Origin of the sequence: Hephaestia sp. MAHUQ-44 (assembly GCF_023806085.1) — a bacterium.
Lineage (GTDB): Bacteria > Pseudomonadota > Alphaproteobacteria > Sphingomonadales > Sphingomonadaceae > Sphingomonas.
Map to the genome: position 1 here is coordinate 172,681 of NZ_JAMSLX010000007.1, position 23,944 is coordinate 196,624.

Annotated in this window: 21 protein-coding genes and 1 pseudogene; 12 read left to right on the forward strand and 10 right to left on the reverse strand. The window is 66.6% G+C overall.

The window, feature by feature from the left end; translation table 11 throughout:
• Positions 1–10 precede the first annotated feature (10 nt).
• Positions 11–625: a TlpA family protein disulfide reductase gene (locus tag NFE57_RS09940; protein ID WP_353653900.1), complete on the forward strand. Its 615-nt coding sequence runs from the start codon at positions 11–13 to the stop codon at positions 623–625.
• Between the two features lie 200 nt (positions 626–825).
• Here the strand turns inward: NFE57_RS09940 and NFE57_RS09945 are convergent, their stop codons facing one another.
• Both NFE57_RS09945 and NFE57_RS09950 read right to left on the reverse strand, forming a co-directional pair.
• Positions 826–2,160, reverse strand: coding sequence for a sensor histidine kinase (locus tag NFE57_RS09945; protein WP_252135417.1), 1,335 nt, complete (start codon positions 2,158–2,160; stop codon positions 826–828).
• Positions 2,150–3,541, reverse strand: coding sequence for a sigma-54-dependent transcriptional regulator (locus tag NFE57_RS09950; protein ID WP_252135418.1), 1,392 nt, complete (start codon positions 3,539–3,541; stop codon positions 2,150–2,152). Before NFE57_RS09950 ends, NFE57_RS09945 begins: the two co-directional genes overlap by 11 nt.
• A 155-nt stretch (positions 3,542–3,696) precedes the next feature.
• Between NFE57_RS09950 and NFE57_RS16680 the strand changes: the two genes are divergently transcribed.
• From NFE57_RS16680 to NFE57_RS09970, 5 genes are all read left to right on the forward strand, one after another.
• Positions 3,697–3,828 carry a hypothetical protein gene (locus NFE57_RS16680; RefSeq protein ID WP_286207763.1) on the forward strand — a complete coding sequence of 44 codons (132 nt, stop codon included), beginning with the start codon at positions 3,697–3,699 and terminating at the stop codon, positions 3,826–3,828.
• Between the two features lie 71 nt (positions 3,829–3,899).
• Complete coding sequence (locus NFE57_RS09955; protein WP_252135419.1) at positions 3,900–5,273, forward strand: efflux RND transporter periplasmic adaptor subunit; 1,374 nt, start codon at positions 3,900–3,902, stop codon at positions 5,271–5,273.
• A 13-nt stretch (positions 5,274–5,286) separates the two neighbouring features.
• On the forward strand, positions 5,287–5,967 hold the full coding sequence (locus tag NFE57_RS09960) for an ABC transporter ATP-binding protein (protein ID WP_252135420.1): 681 nt from the start codon (positions 5,287–5,289) through the stop codon (positions 5,965–5,967).
• 22 nt (positions 5,968–5,989) lie between these two features.
• Positions 5,990–8,497, forward strand: a complete 2,508-nt coding sequence (locus NFE57_RS09965) for an ABC transporter permease (protein WP_252135421.1) — start codon at positions 5,990–5,992, stop codon at positions 8,495–8,497.
• A gap of 94 nt (positions 8,498–8,591) precedes the next feature.
• Positions 8,592–10,271 (forward strand): ATP-binding protein, encoded by a 1,680-nt coding sequence (locus NFE57_RS09970; RefSeq protein ID WP_252135422.1) that lies wholly within the window; start codon positions 8,592–8,594, stop codon positions 10,269–10,271.
• Positions 10,272–10,277: 6 nt separating this feature from the next.
• Here the strand turns inward: NFE57_RS09970 and NFE57_RS09975 are convergent, their stop codons facing one another.
• From NFE57_RS09975 to NFE57_RS09995, 5 genes are all read right to left on the reverse strand, one after another.
• Complete coding sequence (locus NFE57_RS09975; protein ID WP_252135423.1) at positions 10,278–10,817, reverse strand: SixA phosphatase family protein; 540 nt, start codon at positions 10,815–10,817, stop codon at positions 10,278–10,280.
• 17 nt (positions 10,818–10,834) lie between these two features.
• Positions 10,835–13,540, reverse strand: a complete 2,706-nt coding sequence (locus NFE57_RS09980; protein WP_252135424.1) for an ATP-dependent DNA helicase — start codon at positions 13,538–13,540, stop codon at positions 10,835–10,837.
• A 125-nt stretch (positions 13,541–13,665) separates the two neighbouring features.
• A complete protein-coding gene (locus NFE57_RS09985; RefSeq protein WP_252135425.1) occupies positions 13,666–14,667 on the reverse strand; it encodes an oxidoreductase in 1,002 nt (333 codons plus the stop codon).
• The gene (locus NFE57_RS09990) at positions 14,636–14,989 is read right to left on the reverse strand and encodes a nucleoside triphosphate pyrophosphohydrolase family protein (protein WP_252135426.1); all 354 of its coding nucleotides are present in this window, start codon (positions 14,987–14,989) and stop codon (positions 14,636–14,638) included. Before NFE57_RS09990 ends, NFE57_RS09985 begins: the two co-directional genes overlap by 32 nt.
• A 2-nt stretch (positions 14,990–14,991) precedes the next feature.
• Positions 14,992–15,756, reverse strand: a complete 765-nt coding sequence (locus tag NFE57_RS09995; protein WP_252135427.1) for a dCTP deaminase domain-containing protein — start codon at positions 15,754–15,756, stop codon at positions 14,992–14,994.
• Between the two features lie 357 nt (positions 15,757–16,113).
• On the opposite strand from NFE57_RS09995, the gene NFE57_RS10000 reads away from it, so the two are divergent.
• From NFE57_RS10000 to nhaA, 3 genes are all read left to right on the forward strand, one after another.
• Positions 16,114–17,691, forward strand: a complete 1,578-nt coding sequence (locus tag NFE57_RS10000) for a lysine--tRNA ligase (RefSeq protein WP_252135428.1) — start codon at positions 16,114–16,116, stop codon at positions 17,689–17,691.
• 144 nt (positions 17,692–17,835) lie between these two features.
• A complete protein-coding gene (locus tag NFE57_RS10005; RefSeq protein ID WP_252135429.1) occupies positions 17,836–18,396 on the forward strand; it encodes a 2'-5' RNA ligase family protein in 561 nt (186 codons plus the stop codon).
• A 37-nt stretch (positions 18,397–18,433) separates the two neighbouring features.
• Positions 18,434–19,636, forward strand: coding sequence for a Na+/H+ antiporter NhaA (gene nhaA / locus NFE57_RS10010; protein WP_252135430.1), 1,203 nt, complete (start codon positions 18,434–18,436; stop codon positions 19,634–19,636).
• 50 nt (positions 19,637–19,686) lie between these two features.
• Here nhaA and rpoZ read toward each other — a convergent pair whose 3' ends face one another.
• Entirely contained in the window at positions 19,687–20,031 is a 345-nt protein-coding gene (gene rpoZ / locus NFE57_RS10015) for a DNA-directed RNA polymerase subunit omega (protein WP_252135431.1), read from the reverse strand.
• 123 nt (positions 20,032–20,154) lie between these two features.
• Between rpoZ and NFE57_RS10020 the strand changes: the two genes are divergently transcribed.
• Positions 20,155–21,333 (forward strand): phospholipase D-like domain-containing protein, encoded by a 1,179-nt coding sequence (locus tag NFE57_RS10020; RefSeq protein WP_252135432.1) that lies wholly within the window; start codon positions 20,155–20,157, stop codon positions 21,331–21,333.
• A gap of 35 nt (positions 21,334–21,368) precedes the next feature.
• Here NFE57_RS10020 and NFE57_RS10025 read toward each other — a convergent pair whose 3' ends face one another.
• Positions 21,369–21,986, reverse strand: coding sequence for a class I SAM-dependent methyltransferase (locus NFE57_RS10025; protein WP_252135433.1), 618 nt, complete (start codon positions 21,984–21,986; stop codon positions 21,369–21,371).
• 143 nt (positions 21,987–22,129) lie between these two features.
• On the opposite strand from NFE57_RS10025, the gene NFE57_RS10030 reads away from it, so the two are divergent.
• Both NFE57_RS10030 and NFE57_RS10035 read left to right on the forward strand, forming a co-directional pair.
• Positions 22,130–22,450, forward strand: coding sequence for an antibiotic biosynthesis monooxygenase family protein (locus NFE57_RS10030; protein WP_252135434.1), 321 nt, complete (start codon positions 22,130–22,132; stop codon positions 22,448–22,450).
• Entirely contained in the window at positions 22,447–23,748 is a 1,302-nt protein-coding gene (locus NFE57_RS10035; RefSeq protein ID WP_353653901.1) for an MFS transporter, read from the forward strand. The genes NFE57_RS10030 and NFE57_RS10035 overlap by 4 nt, the downstream gene beginning before the upstream one ends.
• 90 nt (positions 23,749–23,838) lie before the next feature.
• Here the strand turns inward: NFE57_RS10035 and NFE57_RS10040 are convergent.
• A pseudogene (locus tag NFE57_RS10040) lies at positions 23,839–23,944 on the reverse strand (IS630 family transposase); the annotation flags it as partial.

The following is a 23,944-nucleotide window of genomic DNA, read 5'->3' on the forward strand; positions in this document are numbered from 1 at the left end:
GGAGTTGTCCTTGCGCGCGTTGATACCGTTTCTCCTCGTCGCGACCCTGATGGTCGGCGGCTGCGATAGGGCCAAGCCGGGCGCGGAGCAAGCAAGCGGCGCTTTGGCCGATGCCAATCAGGCTTCGCCCGACGAGGTAACGCCAAGCCCCGACGAGGTCGCCCCCGCCGCCGCGGCGGCCCCGGCGCAGAAACTCGATCGCAGCCACAAGGGCGCGGCGGCGCCCACGGTCGCCTTCACCGCGCCCGACGGCAAGACGGTGACGCTCGCCGATTTCAAGGGCACGCCGGTGCTGCTCAACCTGTGGGCGACCTGGTGCGCGCCGTGCGTCGCCGAACTGCCGACACTCGATGCGCTCGCGGTGCACAAGGGCGCGGCACTCCATGTGCTGACGGTCAGCCAGGATCTCGAAGGCAAGGCCAAGGCGGTGCCGTTCCTCAAGGACAAGGGCATCGCGCATCTGCCCGCCTATACCGATCCCAAGCTCGAATTCAGCCTCGCCTATCAGGCCAACCTGCCGACCACGATCCTGTTCGACGCCGATGGCCGCGAGGTCTGGCGCCTGTCGGGCGGCTTCGACTGGATGGGAGCCGAGGCCGCCGCGCTGATCGCCGAGGCAGGCTGAGCCGTCACCTGAACGTGTTGGGCACTTAATCGCCTCTGTCACCCAGACTTGTCCCGGGGTCCATCGTGCCCCACGCGACAGCCTCACAGACAGAGAGATGGAGGCTGAACCATTCCCCTTTTGGTCAACCTCGGGTGCTGGGGTGCGCAACGCGGTCACCTCTATGGCCGCGAGCGCCAGCCCTCGGCGCCAACCCGTCGCTAAATCACAATCTCGAACTGTGCCCCGCCCCCGGCCGCGTCGGTCACCTCGATCCCGCCGCCATGCGCGACCACGATCTGACGCGCGAGGTTGAGCCCCACGCCGGTGCCCTTGGCGCGCGTGGTGAAGAAGGGCAGGAACACGTCTTGCCGGATCGCAAGCGGCACGCCGGGGCCGTTGTCCGCGACGGTCAGCCGCCGCCCGCCACCCTCAATCGTCGTAATCGACAGCCGTAGCTTGGGGGCGGCGCTGTGCTGGTGCGCGGCCTCGGCGCCGTTCCTGAGCAGGTTGATCAGCACCTGTGCGAGCAGATCGGGATCGGCGTCGAGCGCAAGCCCCGCCGGGGCGATCCCGATTTCCACCGGCACATCGGGCCAGTCGGCGGCGAGCAGCCGTGCCAGTTCGGCCGCCCAGGGCGCGGCGGCGAACACCTGGCGCGCGATCACCGGTGGGCGCGCGACCGCGCGATAGCTTTCGATGAAATGCCCGAGGCCACGCGTGCGCCGCATCAGCGTGCCCACCGCCATCCGTGCATCGGCGACGCGCGGATCGGCCTCGAGCGCGGGCGCATCGAGCAGGTCGCTCGCGGTTTCGGCGAGTGAGGTGATCGGGGTCAGCGAATTGAGGATTTCGTGCGTCAGCACGCGCACAAGATCGCTTTGTGCGGCCATTTCGATGCTGTCGAACGCGCCCTGCACCGGCTGGATGGTGACGACGCGGGTCTGGCCGTCGAGCCGTGCCAGTTCGGCCGAGCGCACGATCGCCCGCTCGGCGCGCCCGGCGAAGGTCAGCAGCAGCGTTTCCTCGCCGCCGCCTGCCGCGCCGGTCAGCCGCCGCGCGAAAGTCGATCCGTAAATCGCATAATCCTCGGCCTGCGCGCCCGAAAGATGCGCGGCGAACAGCCGCCGCGCCAGCTTGTTGCCCGGCGTCACCGCGCCGCGGGCGTCGATCGTCAGCACCGCGATCGGCATGTCGTCGATCAGCGCCTGCTGGAATCGGACCTGTTCGGTCGCCGTATCGTGCTCGGCGCGCGCGCGGGCGATCGCCGCATCGAATGCCGCGCCCAACGCGTCGAATCCCGCGCCGCCGCCCGCCGCGAACCGCACGCCGGTGTCGCCCGCGTTGAGCGCCTCGACAAAGCGCGTCAGCATCCGGTTGGTGCGCGTCACATGCGCCCACAGCAAGGCGACCGCGCCGATGACGAGCAGCCCGGCCAGCACCCGTGCCGCTGCCAGCCCTGGCGTCAGACACGCGGCGATCAGCAAGGCGAGCGTGGCGGTCAGCAGCGCGATCCGCAGCACCAGCCCGATCAGGAAGCGCCGTTCAGAGGCCATGTTTCTCCATGCGCCGATACAGCGCGCCGCGCGACAGCCCCAGTTCGGCGGCGGCGAGCGAGATATTGTAGCCGTGTTTCCTGAGCGCCGCCTCGACCAGCCGCCGTTCGGCGCGATCGAGATTGAGATCGGCCGCCGCCGGTGCGACCACGGCTTCGGGGCGCAGGCGCGACGCAGCGGCGCCGACCGGGAAATCCTCTGCGCGAAGCGGCTGGCCGCCCGACAGGATCACCGCGCGCTCGACGGCGTGGCGCAGCGCGCGGACATTGCCCGGCCAGTCGTGATGCCTGAGCGCGGTCATCGCCTCGGGGGTGATCGCGGGTACCGGCTGGCCATAGCGTCTGGCGTAGAGGATCAGGAAATGTTCGAGCAGCTCGGGCACGTCCTCGCGGCGGTCGCGCAAGGGCGGCAGGTCGATCTCGACGGTGTTGAGCCGGAACAGCAGATCCTGCCGGAAATAGCGGTCGTCGGCGAGCATCGCGGGCGCCATGTTGGTCGCGGCGATCACCCGGATATCGACGGGAATCGGCGTGTTGGCGCCCACCGGCGTCACCTGGCGCTGTTCGAGCACCGACAGCAATTTGGGCTGGAGGTGGAGCGGCAGATTGCCGATCTCGTCGAGGAACAGCGTACCGCCGCTGGCCGCCTGGATGCGCCCGACGCGGTCGCTTTTGGCGTCGGTGAAGGCACCTCTCACATGGCCGAACAGCTCCGAATCGATCAGATCCTCGGTGATCGCGCCCAGATCGACCGTCAGCATCGGCGCGTCGGCGCGGTGCGACGCGCCGTGGAGCGCGCGCGCGACCAGTTCCTTGCCCGTCCCGTTCTCGCCCAGGATCAGCACATTGGCGTCGGTCGGCCCCGCGCGCGCGATCAGCGACTGGACGCGCGCCATCGCGGGCGAGCGCCCGAGCAGTAGCGTGCTCCCGGTCGCCGCGCCCCCGGCCAGCGGATGCGGGCGCCCGGCCGGTGCGTCGCGGCGCGATCGCCGCAGCGTCGCCGCGGTGCGCACGCTGGTCAGCAGTTTCTCGTTCGACCACGGCTTGGAGACGAAATCGGTCGCGCCGCGCTTCATCGCCGCGACCGCGACCTGAAGCCCCGCATGCGCGGTGATCATCACCACCGCCATATCGGGATCGTAGGCGAGCAGCCGGCCCAGCCACGCCAGCCCTTCGGCGGCATCGGTCGCGCCGCGCGCGAAATTGGCATCGAGCAGCACCACATCGGGCAGCCGCGCGCCGAGCATGTCGAGCGCGGCCTGCGGGTTGGGCGCGGTGAGCACCTCGGCGAACATCCGCCGCAGCAGCAGTTGCGCCGCGGTCAGGATGTCCTCGTCGTCATCGATGACCACGGCGAGATCGAATTCGGTTGTGCTCGTCATCTTGTCCGCTCTCGTACAGGGGCTGCCCGTTTCCGGACAATCAAGTTGTGTGCCAGCCGGGGGTATGACGCGGCCAATGGCGGAAAACCGTGGCAAGCGGTTTGGCACGCCGGCTGCAACGCTCGGCACGTCATGCCAAAAATTCGGAGGTTGTCATGCCTATCATCGTTTTCCGCCGTATCCTGAGCCTTATCGGCGCGGTTGCCGCGACCGCCTGTCTCGCGCTCGCCTCGGCGCCGCCGGTGCTGCCCGGCACGCCGTCGGTCGTCGTCTCGTCGGCCGCCTGAACGGCGCAGCGCGCCGTCGTGTCCGGTCGTGGACAGAAGTGTCCGGAAGCGGACACTGCCGGCAGCGGCCGGTGAGCGCGCATCCGCGCCCGCGCGTCGATCGCACGGCTGGCATGACCCTTGCGGGGCGCAAACGCATGAGCGGGGTGCCGATCGAAAAAGACGAAACCGTAGCGCCGGCGAGCGGCAGCGGTATGGATCGCGTGGTCGCGAAAAAGGGGCTCCCGGCCAGGCTGAAGATCGCGGCGGGCGCGCTGGTGGCGGTGGCGCTCGCCGCGATCTTCCTGTGGTTCGCGCCACGCGCCGGCACGCAGAATGTCGCGGCCGATCATGTCACGATCTCGCCGGTCACCAAGGCGACGTTCGACGATTTCATCCCGCTGCGCGCGCGCGTCACCCCGCTGGTCACGGTCTATCTCGACGCGGTCGAGGGCGGGCGGGTCGAGCAAGTGCTGGTCGAGGACGGCGCCAGCGTCACCAAGGGCCAGATGCTCGCGGTACTCTCCAACCCCGATCTCGCGCTCAACCTGCTCGCGCGCCAGACCGAGGTGACGCAGCAGATCAACAACATGCGCAGCCAGGAACTCGCGCTCGAACAGACCCGGCTCGCCAACACCCGCGCGGTGCTCGAGGCGCAGCTCGACACCGCCAGGGCGCGGCGCCAGTACGAACGCGAGCAACCTTTGGCCGCGAAAGGCTTCGTCGCGGGCAAGCAGTTCGACGATACCACCGATCAATATCGCTATGAGCGCCAGCGTCTCGCCGCTGTCCAGCACAGCCAGGCGACCGACGAGCGGCTTCAGGCGAGCCAACTGGCGCAGCAGCGCGCGGCGGCGCAATCGCTCGAATCGGGGCTGGAGATCGCGCGCCGCAACCTCGATGCGCTCAATCTGCGCGCGCCGGTGACGGGGCAGCTTTCGGGCTTCTCGATCCAGATCGGCCAGTCGCTGCCGCAGGGCGAGCGGGTCGGGCAGATCGATTCGCCGGGGCGCAACAAGCTGATCGCCGGGGTCGACGAATTCTATCTCGGGCGCGTCGCGGTCGGGCAGAAAGCCAGCGTCGATTGGGGCGGCAAAAGCTATCCGACGCGCGTCACCAAAATCTATCCGCAGGTGCAAAACGGCCAGTTTCAGGTCGATCTGCAATTCCTCGGCGACGAGCCCGCCGATCTCCAGCGCGGCCAGACGCTCCAGGCGAAGCTGACACTCGGCGATCCCGCGCCTGCGCTGCTGATCCCCAACGGCGCTTTCTACAACGAAACCGGCGGCAATTGGGTGTTCGTGGTCGCCCCCGACGGCACCAGCGCGATTCGGCGCCCGGTGCGGCTGGGGCGGCGCAATGCTGAATCGATCGAGGTGCTTGATGGGCTCGAGCCCGGCGAGCGCGTCATCACCTCGCCCTACACCGGTTTCGCCGACAAGAACCGCCTCGATCTCGACGACTGAAAGGACGAACACGATGCTGAGCATGCGCGCGCTATCGCGGGTCTACCGCGCCGACACGGTCGAGACGACCGCGCTCGACGCGATCGATCTCGACATTGCCGAGGGCGAGTTCGTCGCGATCATGGGCCCCTCGGGGTGCGGCAAATCGACCCTGCTCAACCTGATGGGGATGCTCGACAGCCCGTCGAGCGGGTCCTACGTTTTTGACGGCCAGGAAGTCGCCGGGCTGCCCGAAAGCCGCCTCGCCGAGGTGCGCAAGGGCGCGATCGGCTTCATCTTCCAGAGCTTCAACCTCGTCGACGAGCTGACGGTGCGCGAGAATGTCGAACTCGCCTTGCTCTATCACGACGTGTCGGCAAGCGAGCGCCGCCGGCGTGCCGATACGGTCATGGATCGCGTCGGCATCGCGCATCGCGCGCGCCACCGGCCGAGCCAGTTGTCGGGCGGCCAGCAGCAGCGCGTCGCGGTCGCGCGCGCGCTGGTCGCCAGCCCGCGGCTGATCCTCGCCGACGAGCCCACCGGCAACCTCGATACCGCGCACGGCGAGGAAGTGATGCGGATGCTCCAGACGTTGAACGCCGACGGCGCGACGATCGTGATGGTCACCCACTCGCCCGCGCACGCCGATTATGCGGGCCGCATCGTCCAGATGCTCGACGGCCGCATCCTCCAGCAACACCGCCGCGCGGCCTGAGACGAGAGGAGGGGTCGGTCCGATGTGGCGCAATTATCTCACGGTCGCCTTGCGCGCACTCGCCAAGAACCGCGCTTATACGATCATCAACATCGCCGGGCTGTCGCTGGGGATCGCGGCGTGCCTGCTGATCCTGTCCTATGTGCGCTACGAATTCAGCTATGACGACTGGCTGCCCCAATCGGACAAAGTGTTCCAGCTCCAGGATTTCTACCACGCCACCGACGAAGGCGGCGAGGAGATGAAGCTCCAGCAGACCAGCTACGTCACCGGCCAGCGGCTGAAGCAGGATTTCCCGCAGGTCGCGAACGCGGTCTATTTCACCAGCCAGGCGATCGTCGTGCTGCAGGACGGCCAGCCGAGTACGGTGCCCGGCGCGCTGTTCGTCGACGGCAATCTGTTCGATGTGCTCAAGGTGCCGTTCGTGCGCGGCGATCCCGCGCACGCGCTCGACGATCCGCATTCGCTCGTACTCGGCGAGAAAGCGGCCCGGAAATATTTCGGCAATGACGATCCGATCGGCAAGACGCTGACGCTCACCAGCCGCGCGCTCAAGGAGGATTATCGCGTCACCGGCGTGTTTCGTGATCTGCCGAAGAATTCGTCGCTCGGCTTCGGCATGGTCGCGCGTTTCGCCCCCGCCACCTATTGGCAAGCGACCCCCGGCGCGATGACGAGCTGGAGCTGGCAGGAGGGGGGCTATTGGCTGCGGCTGCGCGCGCCCGCCGATGCCGCCGCGATCGAGGCGCAGCTTCCGGCATGGGAAAAGCGCAATATCCCCGACGAGAATGATGGGGTGCGGATCAGCAATCCGGGCGATTATCAGGATTGGAAGCTGGTCAACATCCGCGACGTCCATCTCGGCGAAGCGCAAGGCGGCGCGCAGACGCCGGGCAATGACAAGACGACGATCGTCACTTTCGCGATCGTCGCCTTGCTGATCCTCGGCATGGCGTGCGTCAATTTCACCAACCTCGCCACCGCGCGCGCCACCCAGCGCGCGCGCGAAGTAGCGCTGCGCAAGGTATTGGGCGCCACCCGGCGCCAGCTCATCGCGCAATTCCTCGGCGAATCGATCCTCGTCGCGGCGCTGGCGATGCTGGTCGCGCTCGCGCTGGTCGAACTGATGCTGCCCGCCTTGAACGGCTTTCTCGATGCCCAGATCGCGGTGCATTATTTCAGCGGCGACGGGTTGATCCTCCCGGTGATCGCGCTGACCTTGCTCGTCGGCATTGCCGGCGGGCTCTATCCCGCGCTCGTGCTGTCGCGCTTCGAGCCCGCGCGCGTGCTCAAGGCGAACCGCTCGGCGGCGGGGGCGGAAGGCTCGGGGCGGTTGCGGGGCATGCTCGTCGTCGCGCAATTCGCGGTGTCGATCGGGCTGATCATCTGCACCGCGATCGTCTATGCGCAGACCAGTTACGCGCGCAATGTCGATGCCGGCTATCAGCGCGAGCGGCTGCTCCAGCTCGACGGGATCGGTCGCCCGCAGGCCGAACAGGTCATCGATGTGCTGATGCAGCAGATCCGGCGTATTCCCGGCGTGGTGGTGATTGGCCGCACCAATATCGCGGTCGCGAACGGCCATAATTCGGCGACCGACGTGCAGGTGCCGGGCAGCCCCAGCCATGTCGCGCTCGGCGTCTACGGCACCGATCAGGGTTTCTTCGAGGCGATGGGAATCAGGCTGCTTGCCGGGCGCACGCTCTCCGACGCGCGGCCGATGGACGATGCCACCACGCCGTCGCCGCCGTCGCCCGAAATCCAGCGGGCACTGGTGGCGCGCGGGGTGAATATCGTCGTCAGTCGCGAGGCGGCGCGGCGGCTCGGCTTCGCAAGCCCCGCCGCAGCGATCGGCAAGCAGATCAAGACCTCGATCGTCGAAAGCGAATACGGCCTTGTGCCCTCGACGATCGTCGGTGTGGTCGATGACGTGCGCTACCGTTCGGTACGCGCGCCGCTCCAGCCGATCTTCTATCTCTACGATACCGGCATCGTCACGCAGCTCATGATCCGCTTTCAGGGGCGCAGCCCCAGCGCGGTCCATGATCAGGTCGCGGCGGTGTGGCAGCGGCTGGTGCCCGATATTCCCTTCCAGGCACGCTTCGTCGACGACATCGTCAACGATCTCTACAATCGCGACGCGGCGCGCGCGCAATTGTTCGGCGCGTTCGCGGTGCTCGCGGTGGTGATCGGCTGTCTCGGGCTGTTCGGGCTCGCCGCCTTCACCGCCGAGCGGCGCACCAGGGAAATCGGCATCCGCAAGGTGCTCGGCGCGCGGACGCGCGATATCGTGCGGCTGCTGGTGTGGCAGTTCAGCCGGCCGGTGCTGATCGCCAACCTCATCGCCTGGCCGGTGGCGTGGTGGGTGATGCGCGGCTGGCTCAACGGCTTCGACGTGCGGATGCCGCTCGGCCCGGTACCGTTCGTCGCCGCGAGTGTGCTGGCGCTGGCAATCGCGATCCTGACGATCGGGGCGCACGCCTGGCGGGTCGCGCGGACCAATCCGGTCAAGGCGCTGCGCTACGAATGATCGCGCGGGGGCACCCGCAACGCGATCGCGGCAAACACTATCTTCACCTTTCGGCGGCATGGTTGACGCCGTTTGACCATCGGGGACGTGGTTGATGGTAGAAGTTTTGGGCGCGCAGGAATTGGCGGGTCGCAGTATCGAACCCGCGGAGGCACCAAGTGCGCCGGTGGGATTCAGCCCGAAAGGGATCGGTGTCGTTGCGGCGATCAGCGGCGGCGGCAGCCAGGTCGTGCTCGATTCGGCCGCGCTCGATACGGTCGCGCAAAGCCCCGATCCCGCGATTGCGGCGGCCGGGCAGGTCGGTAGCCAGATCAAGGTGCGCGTCGGCTCGGTGTGGCTGGTCGCCAATATCCGCGCGCTCAGGCTCGCGCCCGACCGTGACGATCGCATCATCGCCGAGGTCGATTTTGTCGGCGAAGGCGATGAGGAACGGCTGACCGGCAAGCTCTGTAAATTCCGGCGCGGCATCACCCGCTATCCGCGCCCCGGTGCGCCGGTTTTTCCGGCCGCGACCGCCGATCTCGAGCAGATCTATGCCGCCGACGATCGCGCCAATATCGATATCGGCATCGTCTATCCGACGCGCGACATCCGCGCCGCGCTCTATATCGATGCGATGCTGGGCAAGCATTTCGCGCTGCTGGGCTCGACCGGTACCGGCAAATCGACCGCCGCCGCGCTGATCCTCCATCGCATCTGCGAGCGCGCGCCGCAGGGCCATATCGTGATGATCGATCCGCACGGCGAATATGGCGCGGCGTTCAAAACCACCGGCGCGATCTACGATGTCGGCAATCTGCAAATGCCCTATTGGCTGATGAACTTCGAGGAACATTGCGAAGTGTTCCTCACCAGCCATGGCGCCGATCGCCAGCTCGATGCCGATATCCTTGCCAAATGCCTGCTCGCGGCGCGCGCCAAGGGCCGGATCGGGCAAGAGATCGCCAAGCTGACGGTCGACGCGCCGGTGCCTTATCTGCTCAGCGATCTCACCAACATCATCCAGCTCGAAATGGGCAAGATGGATCGCGCCGGCGATACCGCGCCCTATCTGCGGCTCAAGACCAAGATCGACGAGATCAAGGCCGATCCGCGCTACGGCTTCATGTTCTCCGGGATGCTCGTCGCCGATACGATGGCCGATTTCATCGGCCGCGTGTTTCGCCTGCCGGGCGACGGCAAGCCGATCTCGATCATCGACGTCTCGGGCGTGCCGTCGGAAATCACCTCGGTGGTGGTCTCGGTGCTCGCGCGGATGGTGTTCGATTTCGCGATCTGGTCGCGCAACGAACCGCAGCGGCCGATCCTGCTCGTCTGCGAAGAGGCGCATCGCTACATCCCGAGCGGCAACGACGCCGAGGCATCGTCGGTCGGCCGCATCCTCAGCAGAATCGCGAAGGAAGGCCGTAAATACGGCGTCTCGCTGGGGCTCATCACGCAGCGTCCGTCGGATCTGGCCGAAGGCGTGCTGTCGCAATGCGGCACGATCATCTCGATGCGCCTCAACAACGATCGCGACCAGGCGTTCGTCCGCGCCGCGATGCCCGAGGGCGCGCGTGGCTTTCTCGATTCGATCCCCGCGCTCCGCAACCGCGAATGCGTGATCTGCGGCGAGGGCGTCGCGATCCCGATCCGCGTCGGTTTCGATTCGCTCGAGGAACATAAGCGCCCCGCGTCGAGCGATCCGCTGTTCTCCGAATTGTGGAGTGACGTCGGTCAGGAAGATCAGATCATCGCCCGCACCATCCGCCGCTGGCGCGCGCAGGGCCGGTAACGCGCGTTACGCCTGATCGGGCCCCAGTGCCGGATCGAGATCGCGCGGCCGGATGAAGCGCGTCAGCGTCCCCGTCGCCGCCCCCACCGACGGCCAGTCGTCGGCGAAACGAATCTCGGCGACCGTCGCGGTCGGGTATTTGGCCGCCGCCTCCTGTCGCAACACGTCACTGGCATCGTCGGGCACCAGCAGCAGCACCAGTTCCTCGAGCCCCGGATTGTGGCCGATCAGCAGTACGCGCTCGGCCTCGGCGGGCAGCCCGTGGATCACGTCGAGCAAGGTTACGGGCGAGGCGAGATAAAGCCGCCGGTCCCATTCGGGCACGAACGCGCGCCCATATCCCGCGCCAAGCTGGTCGATCGTATCGCCGACGCGCGCCGCGGGCGAGGCAATGATGTGGTCGAATTCGAGCCCCAGCGAGCGCAGGTGCCGCCCGATGAGCTGCGCCGCGCGCTCGCCCTTGGCGTTGAGCGGGCGATCGAAATCGCGCTCGACCGGATCGTCCCAGCCCGACTTGGCGTGCCTCAGCAGCGTCAAGGTTTTCATGGGGGCAGCGATCTCCGTCAGGCGTGTTCCCCCGTCTCTTGCACGATCGGCGCGGCCGAGGAAAGACGCGTTACGACGCGCGCGACCGCGTCGTCGAGCGTCACGCGCGCAATCCCTACCCCCGGCGGGAACGCGGTCAGCAGCCGCGAGGGCATCGCCGCCGACAGCAATACGAACGCGCCGCGATCGTCGGCGCGGCGGATCAGCCGGCCGAACGCCTGCGCCAGCCGCGCGCGCACCAGCCGATCCTCATACGCGCCGCCGCCGCCCGCCATCCGCCGCGCAGCGTGGAGCACGCCGGGCTTGGACCAGGGCACGCCCTCCATCACCACCAGCCGCAGCGAATGCCCCGGCACGTCGACGCCGTCACGCAGCGCATCGGTGCCGAGCAGCGAGGCGTGGCCGTCGTCGCGGAAAATATCGACCAGCGTGCCGGTATCGATCGGATCGACATGCTGCGCGTGGAGCGGCAACCCCTCGCGCGCCAGCCGGTCGGCGATCCGCCCATGCACCCCGCGCAGCCGCCGGATCGCGGTGAACAGCCCCAGCGTGCCGCCGCCCGCCGCGACGATCAGCCGCGCATAGGCATTGGCGAGCGCGGCCACGTCGCCGCGCGGCACGTCGGTGACGATCAGCACTTCGGCCTGGCTGGCATAATCGAACGGGCTCGGCGCCTCGAACAATTGCGCGGGCGCGGCGAGGTGCGGTGCGCCCGCGCGCGCCGCCGCCACCCCCCAGTCGCCCCCCGCGCGCAGCGTCGCCGAGGTGACGAGCGCGCCGTGCGCGGGCTTGAGCACCGTCTCGGCGAGCGGCCGCGTCGGATCGAGCCAGTGGCGGCGCAGCCCGATATCCCATTCGCGCCCCTCGATCCGGTCGATCGCGAGCCTGTCGACGAAATCGGGATCGGCCGGCCCGCCGACCCGCGCGAGCAGCGCCAGCCACGCCCCCACCGTCTCGGCGCGCCAGCCGAGCGAGGCGATCGCGCCCTCGATCCGCGCGCGCGCCGGGCCGTCCATCCAGTCGGGCGCCTCGGCCAGCACCGCCTCGAGCCGCCGCCCCAGCGTCACCAGCGGCCGGTACAAGCCGTCGAGCGCCTGCGCCGCGCCCGCCGCCGCATCGATCAATTCGGGCGAGGGCTCGGCCAGTTCGGTCTCGAGCCCATAGCCCGCGTCGCTCTTGGCGGTGTCGCGCGCATAGACGAGGCCCCGCACGCTCGCGAGCAGCGCCTCGATCGCGCCGAACGGCTCGCCCTCGCTCAGCCGCTGGAGCCAACCGTCGGCGGGCAGCGCCGCCGCCGCCTCGCCCGCCGCCTGGATCGCGAGCGCGCCCTGTTCGTCATAGCTGGCGACATCCGACAGCCGCGCCGCCAGCCCGCGCCGCCGCCCCCGGCTACGCGATTCGGGGCCGATCACCCAGCGCCGGATCTCGATCGCCTCCTGCCCGGTCAGCGCGGTCGAAAACATCGCGTCGGCGGCGTCGAACAGATGATGGCCTTCGTCGAACACATAGCGCGTCGGCCGCGTCGCGGCTTCGCGCCCGCGCGCCGCGTTGACCATCACCAGCGCGTGGTTGGCGATCACGATATCGGCCTCGGCGCTGGCCCGCGCGGCGCGTTCGATGAAGCATTTGCGGAAATGCGGGCACCCGGCATAAACGCACTCGCCGCGCCGGTCGGTCAGCGCGGTCGCACCCGCGCGGCGGAACAGCGTCGGCAGCCAGCCGGGCAGGTCGCCGCCCACCATGTCGCCGTCGGCGCTATACGCCGCCCAGCGCGCGACCAATTGCGCAAGCACCGCCGCACGCCCGGCAAACCCGCCCTGCAACGCATCCTCGAGGTTGAGCAGGCACAGATAATTCTCGCGGCCCTTGCGCGTCACCACCCGCGCGCGCCGCACCGCGTCGTCGGGATAGAGCCGCGCACTTTCGTGCCCCAACTGGCGTTGCAGCGCCTTGGTATAGGTCGATACCCACACCGCGCCGCCCGCTTTCTCGGCCCACAGCGAGGCGGGCGCGAGATAGCCCAGCGTCTTGCCGATCCCCGTCCCCGCCTCGGCGAGCACCAGATTGGGGGCATCGCGCATCATCCGCGGGGCAAAGGCCTGCGCGGCGGCCTCGGCATAGGCGCGCTGGCCGGGGCGCTGCTCGGCCGCCGATCCGGTCAGCGTCGCCAGCCGCGCCTGCGTCTCGGCGGCGTCGAGCGTCACCGTGCGCGGCGCCGGGCGCGGCGCGGCCTCGTGCCATTCGGGCAGTTTGGAAAACAGCCAGCGCTCGTTTTCGGCGGGCCGCGCGATCCGATCGGCCAGCGCGGGCGCCCACGCCCAGCGCAGCCGCGCCAGCGCTTGCGCCGCGGTCCACGCCCCCTCGCGCTCGGGCCAGTCGCCCTCGGCGATCGCGAGCAGCCGCTGGGCGGCCTCGCGCAAGAACGGCGCCACCTCCTCGTCGCGCGTCGGCGGCAACACGCCCGCGACCCGCGCCAGCCCCTTGGGCGTCGGCACCATGAACCGCGCCGGGTGGAGGAACGCGAACAATTCGAGCAGATCGAGCCCCGACAGATCGGCATAACCCAGCCGCTGCCCCACCAGCGGCGCGCCCAGCACCAGCACCGGCGTATCGGCCGCAATCCGGATCGCCTCCCCCCGCCCCAATGCCCGCGTCTCGCCATCGGGCGTGGCCAGCCAGATGCCGCCATGGCTGGCATGAAGCGCGGGATAGGGAAGCGTCATGAAGTCCCTTGTCGCTGGTAGGGAACAGATTGGCAACAGGGGGAGGGGGGTGGTTGCTTTGCGCCCAACTTGCCGATCCCAAGTGATGCTTCCAGCCCCGGGAATGGTCTTGTGAGCACCTAATATCAGGTATTACTTTCGCCCCATAAGGCGCAGGTTAGGTGATCTTCACCCCTGGAAAAGTAATGACACTTATTTCTATTCTGGCAGCCATTGTGTGGGTTGCTCAAAAAGTGCGGGTTGGCAATCAAATCTCGACAGAGACCTATGTGGAGATTAGCAGGAAACCGTCCTTCGTCATTCAGCATCGCCCGACCCGAAAAGATGAATGCCTTATGGGGAAATCGCAATGCTATAGCCCGGCTTTCTTGGAGGCGACTACTGAGAATTTTTGGGCGCGACGGATAAATAAGCCGCTTGTCGATATTGTAGAAGCCTGATGACAAGTCGACATAATCAAAGGGAAGTGACGCGATCCTATTCTGAAACGCGTAAGCCCCTTCGGCGTCGAAGCCCACGTCGCCTGTCCGTAGCGAAATCCGAATCGAGCTTTCGATGCCGTCGGACGCCAACCGCTCGGCAAGAGAAGATAATCGATCGAGTACTTTCTCGGCGTTCGGATTTATCCGACTGTCGATCATAAGGCTCAAGAGATAACCATGCGCGCCATGTAGTTGGACGTGCCGAAAGCCATGATCCACGGCCATCCTTGCGGCTTCGTCAAACGCACTGAGCGCCATAGCCGTACCTGCGAGGTCCAACTCATTTATTAGGTGGCGCGCTGCAGCGATGACATGGTGGGGTTCGGCTCCGATGAACTTGCGCGTTCCCACATAGCCTTCCCAAGCCGTGGCTAGCTGAATCCCCGGTATGGTGCCACCCTCGGCAATCGCGCTCGCGATTTTTGCCCAGATGCTCCTATCCGTAAGGGTTGGCGTTGAAGCGTTGCTACCATGGCCGCCGGGCACAACGACATTCCCCACGATCGCGCAATAAATCTGTGGAGACGCGCGGCGCTGGTAGAAGTCTACGTAACGATCGTCGGGGACGCCCTTGGTTACGTAGCCCGTATTAACTCCCAAGAAGAATATTCGTCTAGTGCTCGAGGTCGCGATAGCGTTCGTCATTCCGCCTGATCTTTTCGATAATATCCTGTTCGAGATTACCACCAAGGATTGTGGCAAGTCGAAAAATATAAATGGCCGCGTCGGCAAGTTCTTCGCGGAGGTGCGGCGTGGCATCGCCGAGGGTCGGTCCCGAGTAGCCTTCGGTCGTTCGCGCGAGCGTGACCTTCTTGAGCAAGTTGGAGAACTCACCGACCTCGCCAAACAGCCCGACAAGGTCTCGCATCAACTGATCTTCGCGCGACTTCTCGCTGTCGAAATCGACCGCGAATCCTCTCCTGCGATCCCGCTCTATCTGTTCCTTGATCAGCGCCGATAGTTCCATGCTCAGGTCCTTCGAAGATAGCTCACGAGAACAGCGCCGAGTCCGATGACAGCGCTAACAACTAAATTTGTGACAATCGCGACGATACTATCTATCCAATGCCCGCTCACGGCGAACAAAGCACTCGCGTTGATGAAGATCGCCACAACGATACCAATATTGATCCAGGCTTGAGTTGTCTCAATGCGGCGAATTATTGTCCGCGTAGCTGCGGGCAGAAGCACCAGGGCCTCCGATCGCTCGCTGAGAACGCGCCGATCGCTCTTAACCTCGGCGTGGCTCCTCTGAAGCTGCGTTTTGATTGGCCAGATGCCCGTGTGAAAGCCGTGTTGACCTTGATATGGCTTTGCCACTGGCCCCGACAGCCGTGTAAAATCGGCCTTTGCGATTGGTTCGCCTTGCGGCAGCTCAATATATTTGTCGCTGATATTCTCGGTGACGATGCCCAGATTACCGGCGAAGCCCGGGTCGGCATATGTCGCGACTGGGCTGAGACCAACGCTGAACAGCGACCCCTTCGAAACGATCCGAACCAATATGTCTGGCGGAACGTCGAACTCCTCCGATGTGATAAGCACGACCCGATGGCCTGGCTTGATCAGCACCGCTTCACTTTGTGCCAGCGCGAAGCGCTTTCCGTTTTCGGTTAGGTCGTAGTAAACATTGCCCATTCTGAGCTCGTAGCAGGCGCCGGCCAACCCGCTCATATCAGCATTTCGTATCAACCGCTGCGCATTGATCTCGCTCCGAATCTCGGTGTCGCTCAAAGTTGTCATGCTTTCCCCCGACGGAATATATGCGGACGGTTCGCCGCCACCTGTTCCTTAAAGATGATGATTATCACTGGTGGCGAGTCGCGCCCAGAATCGGATCATCCGCCGCAATCGGTCCAACGACAACGCGCCAAGCCCCAACCCCTGTCCTACAACCCCTCTCCCATGCCATAATCCCCGCATGGCCAGCCGTATCGCCTGTCCCGCGCCCTTCCTCGATCGCCCCCTTCGACCCCGCCGCCTTTACCCCCTCCAGCGCGTCAACTTTGTCAACTTAGCGTCGCCGAATCCCCTATTTCCGCCATTTCGGATTTGCGATTTCGGCGCGGCCGCGCCACAGCCTCTCGCATCATGACCAACGCATCCGATCTCCGCACCGAAGCGCTCGCTTCCAAGGCCTGGCCCTATGAAGAGGCCCGCAAGCTGCTCAAACGCTATCCAGGCGGCAAGTCCGATGGCGCGGTGCTGTTCGAAACCGGCTACGGCCCCTCGGGGTTGCCGCATATCGGCACCTTCAACGAGGTGCTGCGCACGACGATGGTGCGCAACGCCTTCCACGCGCTCTCCGATCAGCCGACGCGCCTGATCGCGTTTTCGGACGATATGGATGGCCTGCGCAAGGTGCCCGACAACGTCCCCAACAAGGACATGCTCACCGCGCATCTCGGCAAGCCGCTCACGCGCATCCCCGATCCGTTCGGTTGCCACGAGAGCTTCGCGCACCACAACAACGCGATGCTGCGCGCGTTCCTCGATCGCTTCGGGTTCGATTATGAATTCGTCTCGTCGACCGATTATTACACCGGCGGTCGCTTCGACGAGGCGTTGAAGGGCGTGCTGCGCCATTTCGATGCGATTCTGGACGTGATGCTGCCGACGCTGCGCGCCGAGCGCCGCGCGACCTATTCGCCGGTGCTGCCGATCAGCCCGACGACGGGCGTGGTGCTGCAGGTGCCGGTCGAGGTGGTCGATGCCGACGCGGGCACGATCGCCTTCACCGACGAAGACGGCGCGCGCATCGTCCAGTCCGCGCTCGGTGGCATGTCCAAGCTGCAATGGAAGGTCGATTGGGCGATGCGCTGGGTCGCGCTTGGCGTCGATTACGAGATGGCGGGCAAGGATCTGATCGATTCGGTCACCCAATCGTCGAAGATCGCCCGCGTCCTCGGCGGCCGTCCGCCCGAGGGCTTCAATTACGAGATGTTCCTCGACGAAAAGGGCGAGAAGATCTCGAAGTCGAAGGGCAATGGCCTCAGCCTCGAACAATGGCTGACCTATGGCCCCGATGAGAGCCTCGCCTTCTTCGCCTATCGCGAGCCGAAGAAGGCCAAGGCGCTCCACATGGGCGTCATTCCGCGCGCGGTCGACGATTATTGGCAGTATCGCGCCAATTATCCAGGGCAGGAGTTGAAGCAGCAGCTCGGCAATCCGGTGCACCACATCCACGACGGCGCGGTGCCGGGCGAGCAATTGCCGGTGACCTTCGGGTTGTTGCTCAACCTCGTCGGCGTGATGGGGGGCGAGGCGACGCGCGAGCAGGTGTGGGGCTATCTTGGCAATTACGTCGCGGATGCGTCGGCGGACGCCTACCCCGCGCTCGACCGGCTGATCGATCACGCGCTGGCGTACAATCGCGATGTCGTCGCCCCGACGCTCCAGCGCCGCGCGCCCGAGGGGGCGGAGATCGCGGGGTTGCAGCGCCTCGACGCCGATCTCGCCGCGCTCCCCGCCACCGCGACGCCCGAGGACATCCAGAACCTCGTCTACGAGATCGGTAAGACCGGCGGTTTCGAAAGCCTGCGCGACTGGTTCAAGGCGCTCTATGAAACCCTGCTCGGCTCGAGCCAGGGTCCCCGCATGGGCAGTTTCATCGCGCTCTATGGCATCGCCAACACCCGCAAGCTCATCGCCGAAGCCCTCGCCAGCTGATCCCCGTCGTCACCCCGGACTGGTTCCGGGGTCCAACGCGCCGTAAACGCTATAACCCGTTGATTTAACGCATGGTCGCTGCCGGAGATTGAAAGAACATATCAAGAACAGTAAGATGCCCCGCCCGACTCGGGAACACCCAACATGCCCCACCCGCGACGCCCCCAACACCGCCATTTCTTCGCGCTCCGGCCGCCACCCGCCGAAGCGCGCCGCATCGCCCATGCCGCCGACCGCTGGTTCGCGACCACGGGCACCCCGGTTCACCGCGACCGCTACCACATCACCCTGTTCGCCTTTCCCGAGCATGGCGAGGTGCCGCGTGGATGGGAGGAAAGCCTGTGCGAGGTCGGCCGCACGATCACCGCCGCGCCGATCGCGGTGACGCTCGATCGCCTGTCGGGTGGCCACGGCCCGATCGTCCTGCGCCCGTCCCGCCGGACCGCCGAGTGGCGGGCGCTCCATCGTGCCATCGGGGACCGCGTCCGGGCGGTCGGGCTGCGGCCGCGCCCGGATTACCGCTTCCAGGCCCATCTCACGCTCGGCTATCGCAACGGGTTGGCGCTCAACGAGCCAATTGCCCCCGTCGCGTGGCGCGCGACCGATCTTGTCCTGATCCACAGCCATGTCGGGCTGACACGGCACGATCTCGTCGGCCGCTGGCCGCTCACCGGCGCGGCCGATCCGCAACTCAGCCTGTGGTGAGGATTGCGCGCGGCGTGTCAGCCGGTAGGAAAGATCGATGATCGGTTTCCGCTCCCCCCGTTCGGTGCTGCGCGCGTTCCTTGCCAATGAGGCGGCGGGCGGGATCGTCCTGATCGCGGCCGCGATGCTGGCGATGGTCGCGGCCAATCTGCCCGCGCTCGCCCATGGCTATCACGCCTTGCTCCACGCTCAAACGGGCCCCGTGCTGGCGCCTGCGATCGGGCCGATGACGGTGCATCTGTGGATCAACGATGCGCTGATGGCGGTGTTCTTCCTGCTCGTCGGGCTTGAGATCAAGCGCGAGTTCGTCGACGGCCAGCTCACTACATGGGAACGCCGCCGCCTGCCGGTGATCGCCGCCGGCGCAGGCATGGCGCTGCCCGCTTTGGTCTATCTCGCGGTGACGCGCGGCGAGTCCGGTTTGCATGCCGGCTGGGCGATTCCCGCCGCGACCGATATCGCGTTTGCGATCGGCGTGCTCGCCTTGCTCGGCAGCCGCGCGCCGACCTCGCTCAAACTGTTCCTGACCACGGTCGCGATCGTCGACGATATGGGCGCGGTTGCGATCATCGCGCTGGCCTATACCGATCAGCTCAGTTCGATCGCGCTCGGCGCCGCCGCGCTGGTGCTGGGGACGCTCTATGTGCTGGGCAAAAGCGGCGTGCGCGCGCTGCCGGTGTATCTGATCGGCTTTGCGGTGTTGTGGTATTGCGTCTTGCTCTCGGGGGTGCACGCGACGATCGCGGGGGTCGCGGCCGCGCTGGTGATCCCGATCACCCCCTCGCCCGCAGCGCCCGACGATGCCACCTCGCCGCTCCACCGGCTCGAACACGGGCTGCACCCATGGGTCGCGTTCGGAATCGTGCCGCTGTTCGGTTTCGCCAATGCCGGTGTCGATCTCAGCGGTATGGGGCTGGAGACGCTGCTCGCGCCGCTGCCGCTGGGGATCGCGGCCGGGCTGGTCGTCGGCAAGCAGATCGGCATCTTCGGTGCGGTGTGGGCGACGGTGAAGCTGGGGCTGGCGACCAAGCCCGCGGGCGCGACCTGGCTCCAGGTCTACGGCGTCGCCTTATTGTGCGGGATCGGCTTCACGATGAGCCTGTTCATCGGCGGGCTCGCGTTTCGCGGCGACATGGAAAATGATGTCCGGCTCGGCGTGCTGGCCGGCTCGATCGTGTCGGCGTGCGCGGGCTTTGCGGTGTTGCGGTTCGCGCCCCGAGCGAAACCACCTGAGGTATGAAGCCGAATCGGGGCGCCCGGCGCTATGGTGCCGGGTTCGGCCTCCGACACTCAGCCTTCGTAATCGCCGCCGACATTGGTGTTGCGCGGGGGGGCCGCCGCGGTCAGGCGCAGCGCCTCGGCCGATGCGGCCAGGCTGCCGATCTCATCGGGCGTGTCGTCGTCGTCCATCTGGACCTTCTGCAGGCCGGACACGACCGCTTCTTCGAGGTGCCGGGGCTTGATTGTCTGTTCGGCGATCTCGCGCAGCGCGACGACCGGATTTTTATCGCGATCGCGGTCGAGCGTCAGATCGGCGCCCCCCGAGATCTGGCGCGCACGCTGCGCAGCAAGCAGCACGAGATCGAACCGGTTGGGGATTTTGTCGACGCAATCTTCGACCGTGACACGCGCCATGGACGTTTTCCTCGTTCAGCTGATTCTTGGAAATCCAAGCTGGTGATCTAGGGTTCGTCCACTTCAATGTCAAGGAAAGCCGAGGGGTTGCCGCGCCGATCGGCGACGGGCATCACCCTTGTTATGGAGCGTCCGCCGCCGCAACCGACCTTCACGATCGCGGGCAACCGGCTGCGGCTGCTCGATACGGGGCCCGGCCGGCTCGATGCGCTGGTCGACCTGATCGAGGGTGCGCGGCAATCGCTCAGAATCATCTATTACATCTATTCGGACGATGCCTCGGGGCGGCGGGTGCGCGATGCGATGCTCGCGGCGGCGCGACGCGGGGTGGCGGTATCGCTGATCGTCGATGCCTTCGGCAGCGATGCGGCTGAAAACGAGCATTTCTTCGCGCCGCTTGAAGCCGCCGGGGCCAGCGTGTGCGAATTCGAGCCGCGCTTCGGGCGGCGCTATCTGCTGCGCAATCACCAGAAGCTCGCGCTTGCCGATGCCGAGGGCGAGGCGCGCATCATCATCGGCGGGTTCAACATCGAAGATGATTATTTCGGGACCCGTGCCGAGGATGCGTGGCGCGATCTCGGCCTGATCGTCGAGGGGCCGGCGGCTGCGCGCCTCGCTGGCTATTTCGATGTGCTGTCAAACTGGGTGCGGCAACCGCACGGCGGCTTTGGCGACTTGCGGCGCACGCTCAACCGCTTCAGCGACGAGACCGGCGCGCTGCGCTGGCTGATGGGCGGGCCGACGCGGCTGCTGTCGGCCTGGGCGCGCACCGTGCAGCAGGACATGCGCGCGGCGATGCGGATCGACATCATCGCCGCTTATTTCTGCCCGACGCCTGGGATGCTCCGCCGCTTCGACAAGGCCGGGATCCGGCGCGGCAGCCGGGTGCGGATCGTCACCGCCGGCAAGTCCGACAACAAGGCGACGATCGCGGCGGCGCGCTTCACTTATGCCGGGCTGCTGCGAAAAGGGGTCGAGGTCTACGAATATCAGCCCAGCAAGCTGCACACCAAGCTCTATGTCATCGACGACGATGTCCATATCGGCTCGGCCAATTTCGACGTGCGCAGCCTGTTCCTCAACCTCGAAGTGATGCTCCGGATCGAGGACCCCGCCTTTGCGGCGCACGCGCGCGCCTATGTCGACGGCGAGATCGCCGATAGCGAGCAGATCATCAAGGCGGCGTGGAAGCGGCGGACCGGGCTGTGGCAACGGATCAAGCGGGCGACCGCCTATTTCGTGGTCGCGGTGCTCGACTATAATCTGACGCGGCGGCTCAATTTCGGCGCCGACGAGAAATGATCTGTTGAAACGGCTCCGCGATCAAAAAACGCGCGTCAGTCTTTCCACGCCCAATAAAGCTGCGCCGGGGGCACGTTCCACCATTCCATCGCATGATCGATATGGTCGGTATGCGGGGTGAGGAAGTCCTTCACCTTGGGCGAGAATTGATAGACGAGGAAGGCGCCGCCGGGGCGCAGCGTCGCGAAGGTCGCCTCGGCGATCGCCGGACCCACGCCGGGCGGCAGGGTTGAGAACGGCAGGCCCGACAGCACGTAATCGGCGGCGTCGAAGCCATGATCGGCGACGATCTGCGCGACATCGGCGGCCGAGCCGTTGACCGCCGCGAAGCGCGGGTCCTGGATCGTCTGGCGCAGATAGCGGATGAAATCGGGGTTGGTGTCGATCGCGATGAATTGCGCGTCGGGCGCCATCCGCTCGAGAATCGGGCGGCAGAAGGTGCCGACGCCGGGGCCGTATTCGACGAACAGCCTGGTGTTCGCCCAATCGACCGGGCCGAGCATCTTGCGGATCAGCCGATCGGAGGAAGGGACGATCGAGCCGACCATCACCGGATGTTTGAGAAAGCCCTGGAAGAACATGCCCCAGGGGGAGGGGACCCCGGCTGCGCGGCGTTCACGCCTGCGCGTGGCAGCAGTGGTCGAACTTGTCATCGCTATCCTAACGCTGATGTTATCACAGAGGAACACACGCGGGTCGTGACTTTCCAATGAACAGGCAAGCGCGTCGGCCTCACGCCTGCGCCCTTAGGACTTTCCGGCCTTGCGTGCCAGTGCAAAGCGCTTAATCGAAAGCGATGGACGATCGTGCAGGTCAAATTGCCGTCATCTTCGTGTCGCAGCGCACGCCAGCGGATGCCGACGGTTATGATCGCGCCGCGCAGGCGATGGCGGCGCTCGCGGCACGCCAGCCGGGCTATTGCGGGATCGATTCGGCGCGCGGGCCCGATGGGCGCGGCATCACCGTCAGCTATTGGGCCGATGAAGCGAGCGCGCTCGCGTGGCGCGACCACCCCGAGCATGTGCCGATTCGCAACCAGGGCCGGGCGCATTGGTATCGCGACTATCAGGTGTTCGTGACGCAGGTGACGCGCGGCTATGCGTGGTCGCGCGGGTGAACGCGACAGCGACCTTCCGCGGCGCCGATCGGAAATTCGTCCTGCTGTTCATGGTGATGCTGACGATCGCGGCGGGCAATACCGCGCTGCAATCGGTGTTGCCCGCGCTCGGCCGGTCGCTTGGCGTCGCGGACAACAATGTTGCCGCCGCCTTTTCGGTATCGGCGCTGCTGTGGGTGATCGCCGCGCCGTTCTGGGCGAAGCGGTCCGATCGGCATGGGCGGCGCGCGATGATCCTGATGGGGCTCGGCGGCTTCGCGGCGTCGCTGCTGGTCTGCGGGGTGTTTCTCGCGATGGGGATCAACGGCTGGATCAGCGGCAGCGCGGCGTTTCTCGCCTTTATCGGCGGGCGGCTGGTCTATGGGTGCTTCGGCGCCGCCGCGCCCCCGGCGGTGCAGGCGCTGGTCGCGGGATCGACGACGCGCGCGGAGCGCACCAAGGCATTGACGCTGCTTGCCTCGGCGTTCGGGCTTGGCACGATCCTTGGCCCCGCGATTGCGCCCTATCTGATCCTCGGCGCGATCGGGAAGATCGAGATCGGTCTTGCCGGGCCGACCTTCGTGTTCGCGCTGTTCGGGCTGGGGATGTGGCTGACGGTGCGGCGGATGCTGCCCGACGATCGCGGCGGGGGTGGCGACGGCCACGGTGCTGCGACCGCTTATCCCTCGATCGGCGGGCAATCGTCGGGGGCGAGCATCACCGCGGCGACCGCCGATCGCGACGCCGAACAGGTTGGCTACACCGATGCCCGCATCCGCGCGTGGATGATCGCGGGGCTGGTGATGGGCCATGCGCAGGCGATGACCGGGCAGACGATCGGTTTCCTCATCATCGATCGCCTCAACGTCGCCCCCGCCGATGCGCTCCAGCCGACCGGGCTGGTGCTGATGATGGGCGCGGGCGCGGCGTTGCTCGCGCAATGGGGGATCATTCCGCTGCTCAACCTCAGTCCGCGCAAGCTGGTGCTGAGCGGGCTGGTGGTCGCGGCGATCGGCTGTGTGGGCACGGGGCTCGCGACCTCGCTCTACGGCATCGCGACCAGCTATGCGCTTGCCTCGCTCGGTTTCGGCTTCACCCGGCCGGGGTTCACCGCCGGGTCGTCGCTCGCCGTCGGGCCGGAGGCGCAGGGCTCGGTGGCCGGCAAGGTGACGAGCGTCAACGGCGCCAGTTTCGTGCTCGGTCCCTCGATCGGGGTCGGACTGTACGGGCTGACCAAGCCGCTGCCCTATCTGGTCGCGGCGATCGCGCTGGTGGCGATGCTCGGCTACGCGTGGATCGCGCTTCGGGACCGCAAGTAATAGATCGGATTCGTGCGGCACCGGCCCGGTGCCGCTTCCACGCGAGTGGATAAAACTCTAGAGTCGATCCGGTTCTAGAGTCAGATGACCTCATGCTGACCCGTATCCTGCGTTGAGCAGATAGTTGCGGCATTCTGCTGGCGGGAAGGCGTCGAGCAAGGTGCCGATGCGTCGCCATGTTGTTTCGTGGGATCGT

Excerpts from the sequence above, each read along its gene's own strand:
- NFE57_RS09980 (WP_252135424.1), bottom strand. The coding sequence starts at position 13,540 with ATGACGCTTCCCTATCCCGCGCTTCATGCCAGCCATGGCGGCATCTGG.
- NFE57_RS09970 (WP_252135422.1), top strand. The coding sequence starts at position 8,592 with ATGGTAGAAGTTTTGGGCGCGCAGGAATTGGCGGGTCGCAGTATCGAA.
- NFE57_RS09965 (WP_252135421.1), top strand. The coding sequence starts at position 5,990 with ATGTGGCGCAATTATCTCACGGTCGCCTTGCGCGCACTCGCCAAGAAC.
- NFE57_RS09950 (WP_252135418.1), bottom strand. The coding sequence starts at position 3,541 with ATGACGAGCACAACCGAATTCGATCTCGCCGTGGTCATCGATGACGAC.
- NFE57_RS09990 (WP_252135426.1), bottom strand. The coding sequence starts at position 14,989 with ATGGAACTATCGGCGCTGATCAAGGAACAGATAGAGCGGGATCGCAGG.
- NFE57_RS16680 (WP_286207763.1), top strand. The coding sequence starts at position 3,697 with ATGCCTATCATCGTTTTCCGCCGTATCCTGAGCCTTATCGGCGCGGTT.
- NFE57_RS10025 (WP_252135433.1), bottom strand. The coding sequence starts at position 21,986 with ATGACAAGTTCGACCACTGCTGCCACGCGCAGGCGTGAACGCCGCGCA.
- NFE57_RS10000 (WP_252135428.1), top strand. The coding sequence starts at position 16,114 with ATGACCAACGCATCCGATCTCCGCACCGAAGCGCTCGCTTCCAAGGCC.
- NFE57_RS09960 (WP_252135420.1), top strand. The coding sequence starts at position 5,287 with ATGCTGAGCATGCGCGCGCTATCGCGGGTCTACCGCGCCGACACGGTC.
- NFE57_RS10020 (WP_252135432.1), top strand. The coding sequence starts at position 20,155 with ATGGAGCGTCCGCCGCCGCAACCGACCTTCACGATCGCGGGCAACCGG.
- NFE57_RS09975 (WP_252135423.1), bottom strand. The coding sequence starts at position 10,817 with ATGAAAACCTTGACGCTGCTGAGGCACGCCAAGTCGGGCTGGGACGAT.
- nhaA (WP_252135430.1), top strand. The coding sequence starts at position 18,434 with ATGATCGGTTTCCGCTCCCCCCGTTCGGTGCTGCGCGCGTTCCTTGCC.
- NFE57_RS09985 (WP_252135425.1), bottom strand. The coding sequence starts at position 14,667 with ATGACGAACGCTATCGCGACCTCGAGCACTAGACGAATATTCTTCTTG.
- rpoZ (WP_252135431.1), bottom strand. The coding sequence starts at position 20,031 with ATGGCGCGTGTCACGGTCGAAGATTGCGTCGACAAAATCCCCAACCGG.
- NFE57_RS10030 (WP_252135434.1), top strand. The coding sequence starts at position 22,130 with ATGGACGATCGTGCAGGTCAAATTGCCGTCATCTTCGTGTCGCAGCGC.
- NFE57_RS10005 (WP_252135429.1), top strand. The coding sequence starts at position 17,836 with ATGCCCCACCCGCGACGCCCCCAACACCGCCATTTCTTCGCGCTCCGG.
- NFE57_RS09945 (WP_252135417.1), bottom strand. The coding sequence starts at position 2,160 with ATGGCCTCTGAACGGCGCTTCCTGATCGGGCTGGTGCTGCGGATCGCG.